Origin of the sequence: Petrocella sp. FN5, assembly GCF_029210395.1 — a bacterium.
Classification (GTDB): Bacteria; Bacillota; Clostridia; order Lachnospirales; family Vallitaleaceae; genus Petrocella.
On sequence record NZ_JARGDP010000037.1, the window covers coordinates 16040 to 29441 of the forward strand.

Annotated in this window: 13 protein-coding genes; 6 read left to right on the forward strand and 7 right to left on the reverse strand. The window is 36.9% G+C overall.

The window, feature by feature from the left end:
- Nucleotides 1-60 precede the first annotated feature (60 nt).
- From P0N36_RS09950 to P0N36_RS09975, 6 genes are all read left to right on the forward strand, one after another.
- The gene (locus P0N36_RS09950) at nt 61-1113 is read left to right on the forward strand and encodes a type II secretion system F family protein (protein WP_275842696.1); all 1053 of its coding nucleotides are present in this window, start codon (nt 61-63) and stop codon (nt 1111-1113) included.
- A 10-nt stretch (nt 1114-1123) separates the two neighbouring features.
- Nucleotides 1124-1459, forward strand: a complete 336-nt coding sequence (locus tag P0N36_RS09955) for a hypothetical protein (protein WP_275842697.1) — start codon at nt 1124-1126, stop codon at nt 1457-1459.
- 10 nt (nt 1460-1469) lie between these two features.
- On the forward strand, nt 1470-1961 hold the full coding sequence (locus P0N36_RS09960) for a DUF4860 domain-containing protein (protein WP_275842698.1): 492 nt from the start codon (nt 1470-1472) through the stop codon (nt 1959-1961).
- A gap of 17 nt (nt 1962-1978) precedes the next feature.
- Entirely contained in the window at nt 1979-2422 is a 444-nt protein-coding gene (locus P0N36_RS09965) for a prepilin-type N-terminal cleavage/methylation domain-containing protein (protein ID WP_275842699.1), read from the forward strand.
- A 4-nt stretch (nt 2423-2426) separates the two neighbouring features.
- Nucleotides 2427-3146, forward strand: coding sequence for a hypothetical protein (locus tag P0N36_RS09970; RefSeq protein ID WP_275842700.1), 720 nt, complete (start codon nt 2427-2429; stop codon nt 3144-3146).
- A 123-nt stretch (nt 3147-3269) separates the two neighbouring features.
- Nucleotides 3270-4886 carry an ABC-F family ATP-binding cassette domain-containing protein gene (locus P0N36_RS09975; RefSeq protein ID WP_275842701.1) on the forward strand — a complete coding sequence of 539 codons (1617 nt, stop codon included), beginning with the start codon at nt 3270-3272 and terminating at the stop codon, nt 4884-4886.
- Nucleotides 4887-5293: 407 nt separating this feature from the next.
- Here P0N36_RS09975 and P0N36_RS09980 read toward each other — a convergent pair whose 3' ends face one another.
- The 7 genes from P0N36_RS09980 to P0N36_RS10010 form a co-directional block, all read right to left on the reverse strand.
- A complete protein-coding gene (locus P0N36_RS09980) occupies nt 5294-6304 on the reverse strand; it encodes a hypothetical protein (protein WP_275842702.1) in 1011 nt (336 codons plus the stop codon).
- A 14-nt stretch (nt 6305-6318) separates the two neighbouring features.
- Nucleotides 6319-8334, reverse strand: a complete 2016-nt coding sequence (locus P0N36_RS09985) for a hypothetical protein (RefSeq protein WP_275842703.1) — start codon at nt 8332-8334, stop codon at nt 6319-6321.
- A gap of 13 nt (nt 8335-8347) precedes the next feature.
- Nucleotides 8348-9412, reverse strand: a complete 1065-nt coding sequence (locus P0N36_RS09990; protein WP_275842704.1) for a ligand-binding sensor domain-containing protein — start codon at nt 9410-9412, stop codon at nt 8348-8350.
- Complete coding sequence (locus tag P0N36_RS09995; protein WP_275842705.1) at nt 9396-10049, reverse strand: ATP-binding cassette domain-containing protein; 654 nt, start codon at nt 10047-10049, stop codon at nt 9396-9398. The genes P0N36_RS09990 and P0N36_RS09995 overlap by 17 nt, the downstream gene beginning before the upstream one ends.
- Before the next feature lie 22 nt (nt 10050-10071).
- Nucleotides 10072-11481, reverse strand: coding sequence for an ABC transporter permease (locus tag P0N36_RS10000; RefSeq protein ID WP_275842706.1), 1410 nt, complete (start codon nt 11479-11481; stop codon nt 10072-10074).
- Between the two features lie 8 nt (nt 11482-11489).
- Nucleotides 11490-12509, reverse strand: coding sequence for an extracellular solute-binding protein (locus tag P0N36_RS10005; RefSeq protein WP_275842707.1), 1020 nt, complete (start codon nt 12507-12509; stop codon nt 11490-11492).
- A gap of 125 nt (nt 12510-12634) precedes the next feature.
- Nucleotides 12635-13237: a superoxide dismutase gene (locus P0N36_RS10010; RefSeq protein WP_275842708.1), complete on the reverse strand. Its 603-nt coding sequence runs from the start codon at nt 13235-13237 to the stop codon at nt 12635-12637.
- Between the last annotated feature and the right edge of the window lie 165 nt (nt 13238-13402).

A 13402-nucleotide genomic window follows, 5' to 3' on the forward strand; every position in this document is an offset into this window, starting at 1 on the left:
AACTATATAGTTTTGACGCCTTAACCAATTTATAATCTACTAAAAGAGGGGAGAAAACACGTGTCCAAATCAAATCACAAATTACCAAAAGAAGAAATAATTATTTTCGCACGCCAGCTGGCTTTGGTTATTGACTCAGATATCTCTTTGTATGAAGGACTTGAGATGATTAAGAACAAAACCGATCATTCGGAATTAATTGTTATCCTTGAAGATATGCTGTCTGGCATTAAGGCAGGACGTTCTTTAGGAGAAGTTATACACAACCATGAAAAAGCTTTTTCATCTTTTATCACAAACATGGTTGATATCGGTGAAAAAAGCGGTGATTTAACCGGAACCTTAAACCAAGTTGCAGATGCTTATGAAAAAGAACTTGAGGCTGCCGTTAGGGTGAAGTCGGCCGTCACATACCCTATTATACTCTCTGTCTTAATGTTTGCTGTTATATTGCTCCTTGTTCTTCAAGTTCTGCCTATGTTCAACGAGATCTTAACTTCTCTGGGCGGTGAAATGCCTACATTAACAAAAGGTATCCTTTCTATCAGCTTCTTTATTGGCGACTATATACTTGTTTTTTTAGGCTTAATGACAGTTGCTTTGATTTTTTACTACTACTATAAAAGAACTATTGGAGGCCGCCTCTTCTTGGATCGACTCAAGTTTAAGCTGCCTGTTATTAAAGATATCTACGCTTCATTAACCGCTGTCCGTTTTGCAAGAAATCTAGCTGTTCTTATTAGAAGTGGCATCAGTATTAGCATCGGTATAAAAATGATAAAACCTATTATGAATAATCTATATGTAGAATCCAAGATGGATCATGCCATACTGGATATAAACAAGGGAAAGCCTGTAGATAAGGTAATCGAAGATTTAAACCTTTTTCCATGGGTGCTGATTAAGCTTTTTTCAGTGGCTCAAACTACTGGGCATATGGATGCCATGTTAGACAAAGCCGCTAATGTTATGGAAAAAGAGACCGATGCAAGATTGGACCGGCTTACGACGGTTATCGAGCCCATTCTAATCATATTATTGTCCCTTATTGTTGGTATTATACTTATATCTGTTATACTGCCCATCGTCAGTATCATGGATTCTATCGGATAGGGGTGGTAATGTGTTAAGACGTGGTTCTACTCTAAATATATGGGCACAAATCATGACTTTACCTTTCTTATTTATTATGGTTTTCTTATTGGTCGGCCGTCTTTCTACTTATAATGAGACTTTTACAAGCCTTAATAAATCAGCACTAGAAGAAACGGTTAAGAAGTATGTTATCCAATGTTATGCATCAGAAGGTAGCTACCCCCCTAATCTTGATTATTTATCAGAGCATTATGGATTGATTCTAGATTATGAGCACTATATATATGATTATGAAATCTTTGCTTCTAATATCATGCCAAACATTATAGTTCTTGATAAACGGATACATGAAATCGACCAGTAAAGGAGACGCTATGTCAAAAAGAAAAATCAATATCTCCGTTGAATCTATTATGGTGATTCTTTTGATGATTATTTTCGCCGTCTCCATATCTGTCCTTGTATACCAAGGCAGTCAAGTCTATGAAACAATCCTAAGAGATAAAGAAATGGCTGAAAATAATCGAATCGCATTGTCTTACATCAATATGAAAATTAAGCAAAACGATACAAAAGATGCTATTTACTTAGATACTTATCCCTCTGTAAATGAAGATGTATTGGTCATCTTACACCATGGACTAGAAAAAGGGTTAATAACTTATGTTTTTTTTCATGAAGGTGCCTTATGGGAATGTTATACCGATGGCGATTTAGATCTTGCAATAAGTTCAAAAATCATCCCTTTAGAAGGTCATCTGCTTTTCTCAAGTGATGCTACGAAGGGACAGATCCTTACCACGCTTTACAAGCATGAAGAAGATAAAAACCCTACTCGAATGTACGCAACGCTAAGAACCTATTAGAAAGGAGATGAACTGAAATGAAAACGTGTCTAAGTCAGGAAAAAGGCTTTACTCTCATCGAGATCATCATCTCTATTGCCCTTTTAAGCATCGTTAGTGTTATTGTTTTAAGACTTTTTGTTTTATCTTATACAATAAATGAAGAAGCTAAAATCTCCGACGAAGCCAATACCTTAATCGTCAATCAATTGGAGAGCTTAAAGACCTACGATAATCTTGGAACGTATTTAAAATCTCATGCTTGGCTTGTTGAGACGCCAAAACATATACAAGGTCAATCTTACTATGATGTTGATTTTAGACCAATTGACACACCTGATTCATACACCCTTCATTGGTCCATGGTAAATGATAAGACCATCTCCAATCTTTACCATGTTACAGCTTATCTTATCCATACTACAAACAATGAAACTTTAACGACTTATACAACAAAACACTATTTCAAGTACAAGGAGTAGGCCTATGATTAATCATCCTTTATATAAACGTCAAGAAGGTTCAAGTTCCATATTGGTTATCATACTTATGGTCGTCATGATGGTTTTCGGCTTGGCTGTGCTTACGACTTCACTATCCAATAAGCGTTTGGCAGAAAAAAAACAGGATTGGCTCCATGACTATTATGACCTCGAAGGTCTTGTTGAAGAAAAAATCGGGAAAATTGACCAAATCTTATTAGGTGTGGAAGAAGAGGCCATCGATTATATTTCAAATGGAACTTATCCCTTGAATCTTACTGTTGATACTCATTTGGAACTTCTATCAAAAGAGCAGACTTTTTCTTATATCTATATGGAATTATTAAAAGAACGTTTAAGTGGTGGAATCAAAGGCGATAAATCATTGGCTTTATACATGTCTGACTATGATTTTGATGACATTGAAAATGGTTATGTTATTAAGCCAAGTTTCATCGAGTTTGATTCCCATCATTTAGAAGGCTCTTATCCTAGACATATAACCGTAACGCTTGCCTTGCTTCCACCAAATCCTGACAATCTAAAGGAAGACTACCATTTGATTAACCGGTTTGATATTATCAGTTACTACCAATGGCAAGATGCTTTTGAATATGATGAGATTTTTGAGTTTGATGATATTTTTGATGCGCCGCCTGACTCTGAATTTCTCGATGAGATGCCAACAAATCCTTTTGAAGATACAGACCAACCACTTCCATGATTGACATTTAATATTAATTGATATATGATATATAAGGTTTGATACATAACGTATGGCACTGTGTGTCGTACGTTTTTGTGAGTTTGTAAGTTAATAACAGGCAATGAAATTGGAGGATTTACAATGATTACAACGGATAACGTGAGTTTAAGCTTTAGCGACAAGCAACTTTTTAAAAACATAAACCTTAAATTCACCCATGGCAACTGTTATGGTGTCATAGGTGCAAATGGATCTGGTAAATCCACCTTCTTAAAAATACTTTCCGGTGATATAGAAGCGACAACCGGTGACATCGCTGTTACCAAAGGTGAGCGTATTGCTGTTTTAAAGCAAGACCACTATGCTCACGACGAAGATAGTGTGCTTGATACTGTTATTATGGGTCATGAGCGACTATATAATATCATCCATGAAAAAGATGCCCTTTATGCGAAAGAGGATTTCACTGAAGAAGATGGCATAAAATCTGCCGAGTTGGAAGGCGAGTTTGCTGAGCTCGGTGGCTGGGAAGCTGAATATGACGCAGAAAAGCTATTGATCGGTCTTGATATTCCTAAAGATTTTCATAGCAAGCTTATGAAAGATCTAACCGGTGCCCAAAAAGTCAAGGTTCTTTTAGCTCAAGCGCTTTTTGGCAACCCACATATTCTACTCCTTGATGAGCCAACCAACCACTTGGATTTTAAATCCATTATGTGGCTAGAAGAGTTCTTAATCAACTACGATAACACTGTTATTGTTGTATCTCATGATCGACATTTTCTTAATAATGTATGTACACATATCGTAGATATTGACTTTGGTAAAGCGAAAATGTATGTGGGTAACTATGATTTCTGGAAAGAATCTAGTGAACTGATGCTTAGATTAATTAATGACCAAAATAAAAAAGCTGAAGATAAGATTGCTGAACTTAAGTCTTTCATCGCACGATTTAGCTCAAATGCATCAAAAGCTAAACAAGCGACTTCTCGAAAAAAAATGTTAGATAAGATCAATATAGAAGATATTCAACCATCTTCTAGAAGATATCCTTTTGTGGGGTTCATTCCGGACCGTGAAGTTGGTAAAGATATTCTTCGTGTTGAGGGTATTAGTAAAACTGTAGATGGTGTCAAGGTATTAAATAACGTTACTTTTATTGTTAATAAAGACGATAAGATTGTTTTCTTAAGTGATAATGAGATTGCAAGAACGACTTTGTTCCAAATCCTTATGGGCGAGATTGAACCGGATGAAGGTACTTTTACTTGGGGTGTTACGACGACGACAGCCTACTTACCAAAAGACAATGGTAAATTCTTTAATGGTGTTGAGTTGAACTTGGTTGAGTGGTTACGCCAATACTCTAAAGATGATGATGAGTCCTATATACGTGGTTTCTTAGGTAAGATGTTGTTTTCCGGTGAAGAAGCTCTCAAAAAAGCCCATGTTCTTTCCGGTGGTGAAAAAGTACGTTGTATGTTATCTCGTATGATGCTTTCCGGTGCGAATGTTATTGTTCTTGATGAACCTACAAACCACTTGGATCTTGAGTCTATTACGGCTGTTAATGATGGTTTGATAGCTTACAGGGGTAATGTTTTGTTCTCTTCTCATGACCATAGATTTATTGAAACGGTGGCAAATCGTATTATCGAGTTGACGCCAAACGGTATTGTGGATCGTATGATGGAGTTTGATGAGTGGTTGGCTAATGATGAGTTGCAGGAGACGATTAAAGGTATGTATGAGTAGGCGATTTATAGAGGTTATTAAATTAATAGTCCTATGAAAACCCTTCCGCAGTCTGTATGATTACGGCCTCATGTTGGTGCGTCCTGCACCAAACTTCGGCGGTCTGCATCCATGCAGACTAGCTCCACCATACAGTCTGCTCCAGTAACTTCATAGTCGATGTTGGTATTAATTGTGGTCTATTAACTTAAAGTATATTGTGAAAAATCTTCTTAAATCTTTATTGTCGATGTTGATAGTTCTATTAGTTATGAACTATGAAACTTAAAGTGTATTGTGAAAAGTCTTCTAGAGTTTTTGTGGTCGATGTTGGTCGTGCTTAAAACCAATAATTAAAAGCAGTAAGTGTTTGTTTTACTAAACATTTACTGCTTTTTTATATGTGAAGACGGAGTAGATATTCTTTTTTATTGGTGGTTGTTTAGGCCTGTTTTTATGGCTTCTTTGAATGTTTTGTTGATCTCGACAGGTCCAAATTGGAGTAATCGATCTATGAGTGTTTTGGGGGTTGTTTTGAGTCCTTCGATGCCGATTTTCCATACCATGGGGTTGGTCATGCAAGGCTCTATGATTATTAGCCCTGCTTCGGTTACATATAATTGCTTACCACGCATGAAGGGCGACATTTCTGTGATTTCTATTATGTCTTTTAATCTTGGATTTATGAAGCCGTCTCCAAGAACAGAATGAAGAATTATTAAATCACCGTCTAGACGAATAAGACCTTTGTCATCTAGAGAAGGTAACCACTGATTCATATATGCTTGATTTTCCAGCTTGTTTATAATCTCTTGGTTTGGATGAAATATGTTGTGCTCACGTATATAGGCCAACGTAGCTTCATCCAAAATATTATTTCTGCTTAATATCTGATTGGTTCCTCTATAATATTGGTAATTTTGGCCTGTGATTAATAGAGCGAGTAGTTCAAATTCTTCATTCTCTAGATTCCAACTCACACGCATTTCTTTTTTATCTTTTTCAGGTATTTCCCCTATCATCTCATCCATAATCCAGGTTCCCAGACTGCTTTCTGTTATTGGATAACCTAGGGTATAACAATCTTCCTCTTTGTTGATTGATATTATAACACCGATTTCATTTTTATGAACATAATAATGTTCACTAAATGGTTCTTTGGATGCTTTTTTTATACGGATCACTTTGTCCGGTGTATGGATGACGGTGAATACGCCTTGTAGTTCTCGAATGAGTTTTGGTACACCTTCTGCATTTCTCCAGATTGCACCATCTTCAATAAACTGATTCATCGTTTCTGTCATACTTTTTAAATCGCTTTTTATGGATCTGGAATTAAAGGCATCCATCCTATGCATTGGTGACAATGTATTTAACTTTTTACCACAGACCAATGACAAGGCTGCTATTTCTCTTCTACTTAGAACCAAATACGCCATAAGCTACCTCCTTTCTATACCCAGCTACCAAGCCAACTGGCTAATTGTCTTGTGCCGTCTGCAATTTTAATGAGTCCTTCCGTTGCTTGATGCCCAACATAACAGCCAGCTCTCTTAATGGCCCAAGAACCTTCTGCCGGTCGCCATAATTCATCGTTGGTTTGATACATCCCATCATAAAAGTCGTCCGAGGTTACAACCTCAGAAAAATCATTGGCAAATTGATCCGGATTATAGACCCCATCGGCTATAACTTCTGTGGTTTCATTGGCAACTTGCCAGACACCGCCATACTTGCCATCGTTTAATCGACTGGTCACATCATCTGTGCCATTATATAAATCCGTAAGCTTGTCTATAATAAAATTAGCACCGCCTTGTATCGTTTTACCGGGACTGATAATGTCACCTGCTTTTGTTCCACCAACAAATATGGTGGTTAACATATCCATAATGATGAGACCCGGCTGTTTGTCCTTATCAAATATGGCACCTTTGATTTTATTGGATAGAAATGATTTTATACCGGCATAAACGGCATTATCACCTAACCCAATATTATCAAGGGCATCTTTTGTAATGCCTGCCCAATCCATTAGTTCTGCAATTGGATTACCTTCCGGTATGCTACCGTTCATATCCAATAGGTCCTTAACCACACCCATATAATCCCATGACTCATTGGCTGTTTGTTCAGCAGCTTTTGTAATCCAGTTTGGTATGTAACTATCGTACGTTTCGAAAATTCTGTCGATAAGACCGGAGGTTAATACAAAATCTTGTGCACCGCTAATACCATCACCAATTAGACCCGGCACATCATATACTTCTTCCAATATATCTATAAAAGCTTCTATTTCAGAAGGTATATCCAAAATGCCACCTAAAGGTGTTTCACCAATTACTTCTTCAATAAGTTGATCAATTATATCTTTTAAATCCATTTCACTCATTGGTCCAAGGGGTAGATCTAGAGCATTTTCGGCCTCTACTTCATCCCTACCATCTGTCGGTAAATAGGTTTGTGAACTTGTTGTGCTTTCAGGTGCAGACACACCTGTTGGTGCTAAAGCTTCAACGCCTTGAGACGTCATGGTACCGATTATACTGCCTATTATACTTACAATCGCGGGAATCGTCCCTGTTTGTAAGGCTTCATTGCGCCCTTGACCATGCCACCAATTGCTAAAGTTGCGTCCATATTCATCCCAACCACCATCATGGGCTTGGCCTATTGTTTCATACATTAAGAATCCATAAAGACTTAATAGTCCTATAATCCATACATTGACCTTAAGACCTTTTTTCTTCAATAAGATTAAGACAGCCATGATGATTATCATGAATAATAAAAGATAAACACTGTAAGGCCTATAAGGTACTAAGACATAAAGGATCATACCTGCTAATAAACCACTTAAGACCGCCACAAATATACCTTCATTAAAATGTTTTAATGCTTTATTCTTAAAAAACCATCTTTGAATATCACCATAACCTAATTTCATGGCTAAAAATAGTAAACCTTCATTTCTTGATGTCATAAATAAAACACATGCAATTACGAGCAACATCAACACCATTGGGCTTTCGATGATGAGACCTATAACAAGCGCTGTTATGGATGTGAAAAACAACAGCGGTCCCTTTATAGAACCTAATTTCTTAAAACCTTGAACTAAAAAACCAGGTGTTTTTGCCACACTCATGAAAAAGTACTTTGGTCCTTTAATGATACCCTTCCCGAAAAGTCGGCCAAAGAAAAAATAAGTTGCCAACCAACCTGCAATACCCCAAAACATGGTGGCATTTTTCATATTCCAATGCAGACCTAAGATTTCAGCCGCCTTGCTGGCTTCTTTTAAATAACCGTTATTCACAACGACAATAAGATAGGCATGTAATATCCATACGATGACACCAACTAAAATGGATCTTAATATCATTTTCGGTATCCCTTTGACAAGGGATTTTAATAGAAGTATCAATAATTGAAACAGACTTTTGGGCTCAACCACACTTTTTTTCACATGCTTCAACCTCCTACCTATTTAACAATAGCTTCCTAATGGCTTCAACTTCTAGTACCGTCACACCATTTTGAGTGCCTAACCATAAGTTATGATGTTCATCTTCTAGCATAACCTTCACCTCGTACCCTGCAAGCCCTTGTTCTTGTGAAAAGTAATTCCTCGTTGACTTTAGTTCTGTTATTTCTTGAACATCCTTTATAATCGTCATGCCATCATACTCAGAACCTATCCAGAATGATCCGTCTTCCATTTCATACAAAGACCGAATCTTCTCCCCGGATAAACCATCTTCATCTTTTATAAATACATTCTCAATGCGCCAACTTTTCATATCCCTTGTAAATTTGACCAATCCGCCTTCATAAAAAAGTCCAACCCCTACCCATACATCCCCTTTTTGATCTTGATATATAGAGGTTACATTATTATGTGGCATTCCTTCATTGGTGGAAAAATACTGCCATTTGCCATTTGATAAGTAACTTAAGCCACCACCGGGTGCTACATAATGACCAAACCATATACCACCGCCATCATCTTGATGGACCACATTCACCATATCGTGTAACAATCCATCCTCTGCGTCCATATGCGTGTATTCTAACCCGTCATATTTGGTTACACCACCCCATGTCCCTATATAAATAATGCCAGCATCATCCTTATATATGCAATTCACTCTTTTATCCTGTAAAACCTCTAAGTCTTCATAGTTCTCTTTTTCAAGATCAAATAGGGTCAACCCTCCAAAATGTCCAATCCATAGTTTTTTATTTTCATCCATAACCAAGCCCTTTACAAGGTCTACATTTTTGGGCAATTTAAGTTCTCTTATGACAGTGTAAGTATCCATATCTATTTCATAAACCCCATCACGCCCCCCTACCCAAAGCTGATCTTCATTCATAACCATGGCATTAACATCTTGAGGCGGTCTTATTATATGCAGGCCTTCAATATCCGTTACATTATCTTCAAGAGCTGTGAAATAACGCCCCCCCATAATGGCCAAGGTGATCACGGCTAAACATATTAAAAGAAATAATATATGTCTTAAATTAAATATCATTTTCATGAATCAAAAAACCGTCCTCTATTATATATTTGGAGTTTGCTAACTGCTTTGCTTCAGATTCATCATGGGTTACATAAATCAAAGTGGATTTATTCTTAATAATAAACGCATCTATTGCCTCTGTTATTTTTTCTTTTGAATGTCGGTCCAAATGTGTCAAGGGTTCATCTAATAATAGTATTTTGGGATTTGAAACCAAGGCTCTAGCTATAGCAACTCTTTTAGCTTCTCCTCCCGAAAGGTCAGATGGCCTTGTATGAAGCAAGCGTCTAATGTCTAGATGATCCAATAATGCACCTATGTGATTTTGTTGTGTTTTTATTTCATTTTTATGCATTGGAAATAGAATATTTTTTTCAACACTCATAAAAGGCCACAAGGTAGCATTTTGAAAAACCATACCTATTTGCCTTTTATAGGGTGACATCACTTTCCCAGGTTGACTTACGATTTTGTCAAACATATGGATTTCACCTGAATCAGGCCTTTCAAGACCCGCAATGAGTCTTAATAAGGTTGTTTTTCCGCTTCCGGATGGACCCATCACAACGATGCGCTCACCGGATGTCACCATCAAGTCTATGCCCTTTAATACTTCTTGATGATTATATTTTTTTTCTACAGCATTTATTCTCAAGATCGGTTCTCCTTGCTTCAAGTTACACCTCGCTTTTTGCCAACAAATGGATCAAAAAAAATCCGGTTATGATGGCTATGCTTAGTATAATCAAGCATAACCCTGCTACAAGATGTGAGGAACCATAGTGTAAATAATTATATATTCTCATTGTTATAGTGGATGTACCCGCCGGTACCACAATCAAGGTTGCACTCAGTTCCCCAATTGTTAATATAAAAACAAGAAAGAAGGACGCCAAAAATCCAGGTGACAACATTGGCACATACACTTTGTAAAAACCATGAAACCTATTTTTTTGAAAAATCTTGGCACTTTCTAGCATACTCTGATCCAATCTCATATGTTGGGCCATCATAACCATGCAGGCAAAAGACAAAAACCGAATTATGTTTGCAAAAACCGGCATCCACAATGTCCCATATATAAAACTCATACTGGCTCTACCAAAGACAAAATTCAATCCTATTCCTACTGTTGGCGCAGGTATCGCCAATGGTAAGAGCAGAAGCATCCCTATTATGGTTTTAATATTTTTATCCATTCTCATAACTTTTGAGACCAGCAATGTTGCCAGTATCACCGACACAGTAGCCGTCATCACACCTAAAATAATTGTGAAAACGACCTCGTCATATGCTAAATATAAAGATGTCCATAAGTTATCCAATGTTTGTACTTTAACTGTTAGGCTTAACACCGGCACAATTATTTGAACCATAACAAAACTTAATGCTATAAATTGTAGGAAAACCATCCAAATGGGTAGGCTTAAAGGCATTGCTCTTTTTGCCAGACCTTTCCTCAAACCGGAAAAAATGGTTTTATTACGTCGTATAAATACCCATAGTATAAACAGTGTTATCAACATCATTGGTAAAGATATGATAAAAGGCAATATAGGTTGATTGGTTGAACTGTATTTTGAAAAAATCTCTAAAGCGTAAGTGTTCACAAAGAATAACGACGGAATACTGTAGTCTTGAATTGTCCATACAAAACTCATAGCAAATCCAACCACTAAAGCAGGCTTGGCCATTGGAAAAATGATTTTTATCAACACACATTTGTCTTTAGTATATAGTTGACCCATCTCAACCATGCTATCTTCTGCAAGTATCAAACCAAATAGCGACATCATAATCCCTAAAGGCAATAGTGACATAACCATGACCAGAATACTCGCCACTTGGCCTCTGATACCTATAGCATTTAGTAAATCCATCCATGCCAAGGCATGGATATATGCAGGTACAAAAACCATAGATATCGATGTCAAAAATAGTGGCTTTATATATTTATTAAACCATTTCCTTTTAACCGTCCATATAACACTTGTTGCCAAAAAAGCAATTAACATGACAATCATACCTGTCATAAAGGCATATATTAAAGTTTTATAAAGCAAACCGAATTGCCTAACACTCATCATGTATCAACCTACTTTACAAATATTGTGGTCATATCTTGATTCACTTTATCTCTATAATTAAACATTTCTTCAAAACTAATTTGCATCGGATAAACCTCATCTGTTGACATACATGTAGGTGTTATATCTATTTGTCTAACGGGAATATGACTCCATCCGGCCTCTATTAAAGTCTTTTCCATATCTTTTTCCAGTAGAAAGTCAATTAACTTCCTGCCTGCTTGAGGATTTGGTCCATCTTTGATTAATGCAACTGTATTTGGTATTACTAGGGCACCCATTTCATCTTGATCCGGTATGATGATTTCGACGGGATCTCCTTTTTTTACCGCTATACAAGCGTCGTCTGTATCTGTCAATCCAAAAGCAACTTGACCGCTTACAACCATGTCCCTGACAACAGAGTTGCCATCAACCACTTTAACACCACGCTCTTTTAGTTTTTCAAAAAATGTTCTACCCTCATCCTCACCTAGATAAGCATATAAGGCGGCGGCATGGGTCATGGTTGTTCCAAACATTGGTTGGGCAATAGCCATCATATTGGGGTCTCTGTTGGAATCTAAAAAGTCATAGATTGAATTCGGATAATCCTTTGGCGCAACTAGATTTTTATTGACCAATATGATCCTAGCTCTACCTGCATAACCCGTCCATAGGTTTTGGGTGTCTTTATATATGGATGGTATATCATTTGCTGATGGTGATGCATAAGGTTCTAGTAGGCCATCTTTAGCTAGCAAAATGGTCATGACAAATTCTCCACTCCAGTAAACATCTGCCTGTGGCATATTCTTTTCCGAAATAATTCTATTTGCTAGTCCCACTGTTTTGGTCGCTTCAACGTCAAAGACCGTTTTTGTTTTAATACCTGTTTTGTTTTCAAAATCTTTAAGAATATCTTCTGCAAAAATCTGATCGACTGAAGTATAAATGACAACTTCTTCCTGTCTTTTTCCTATACAGCCACTAAGCACTCCTGTTAATATGATACCTATTATGATTATTCTAAGTATTCTGATAACCATTCCCATCCCCCTTAATAGTTTATTATCTTGTCCATTACTTTTATTATACTGCAAAAAAAACCTAACCATTCAAAAAATATTGTGAAAGGTTAGGTTTTTTATTATTTTTTTATAAGTAATTTGTACTATTTAAAGGATTCAAATCTTCTGTTGGCTTCATCCCAATTAACAATCTCGCAGAACGCTTGAATATAATCAGGCCGTCTGTTTTGATACTTCAGATAGTAAGCATGTTCCCATACATCTAGAATTAAAATAGGTTGCTTGCCTTCACTAATCGGACTGTCTTGGTTAGGGGTTGAGCTTATTTCTAATTTTCCTTCTGATAAGGTCAGCCATGCCCATCCAGAACCGAACCTTGTGGCAGCGGCTTTGTTAAAGGCTTCTTTCATGGCTTCAAAGGAACCGAAAGTTGCGTCTATGGCTTCTGCCAATGGACCTGTTGGGTTTCCTCCCCCGTCTGGTGATAGCCCTTTCCAGAATAGACTGTGGTTATAAAACCCACCTCCATTATTTCGAACAGCTGTCTGTAGATCTACGGGTAAGTTGTTTAGACTTGCTAATATCTCCTCTATCGACTGATCAATACCTTGGCCTTCTAAAGCCGCATTGAGATTGTTTGTATAAGCCGCATGATGTTTACTATGATGAATTTCCATGGTCATGGCATCAAAGTGGGGTTCTAATGCATCATAACTATAGGGTAACTTTGGTAATTGAAATGACATAAATATTCCTCCTTCTTATTGCTTATTTCGATATAAAGTGTTCTAACTTAGTGTATACACTCTAATCTTATTGACTTCATATTTGATCTGTTACAAGTATATCATGCACGATTGAATTATTCAAGGGTTTTTGATTATGATTGTCATTATCTATTTATTGCTTTG

Bases quoted from the DNA above. Each gene is read 5' to 3' on its own strand.
- P0N36_RS10005 (WP_275842707.1), bottom strand. From the start codon at position 12,509: ATGGTTATCAGAATACTTAGAATAATCATAATAGGTATCATATTAACA.
- P0N36_RS09980 (WP_275842702.1), bottom strand. From the start codon at position 6,304: ATGGCGTATTTGGTTCTAAGTAGAAGAGAAATAGCAGCCTTGTCATTG.
- P0N36_RS09965 (WP_275842699.1), top strand. From the start codon at position 1,979: ATGAAAACGTGTCTAAGTCAGGAAAAAGGCTTTACTCTCATCGAGATC.
- P0N36_RS09960 (WP_275842698.1), top strand. From the start codon at position 1,470: ATGTCAAAAAGAAAAATCAATATCTCCGTTGAATCTATTATGGTGATT.
- P0N36_RS09975 (WP_275842701.1), top strand. From the start codon at position 3,270: ATGATTACAACGGATAACGTGAGTTTAAGCTTTAGCGACAAGCAACTT.
- P0N36_RS09970 (WP_275842700.1), top strand. From the start codon at position 2,427: ATGATTAATCATCCTTTATATAAACGTCAAGAAGGTTCAAGTTCCATA.
- P0N36_RS10010 (WP_275842708.1), bottom strand. From the start codon at position 13,237: ATGTCATTTCAATTACCAAAGTTACCCTATAGTTATGATGCATTAGAA.
- P0N36_RS10000 (WP_275842706.1), bottom strand. From the start codon at position 11,481: ATGATGAGTGTTAGGCAATTCGGTTTGCTTTATAAAACTTTAATATAT.
- P0N36_RS09990 (WP_275842704.1), bottom strand. From the start codon at position 9,412: ATGAAAATGATATTTAATTTAAGACATATATTATTTCTTTTAATATGT.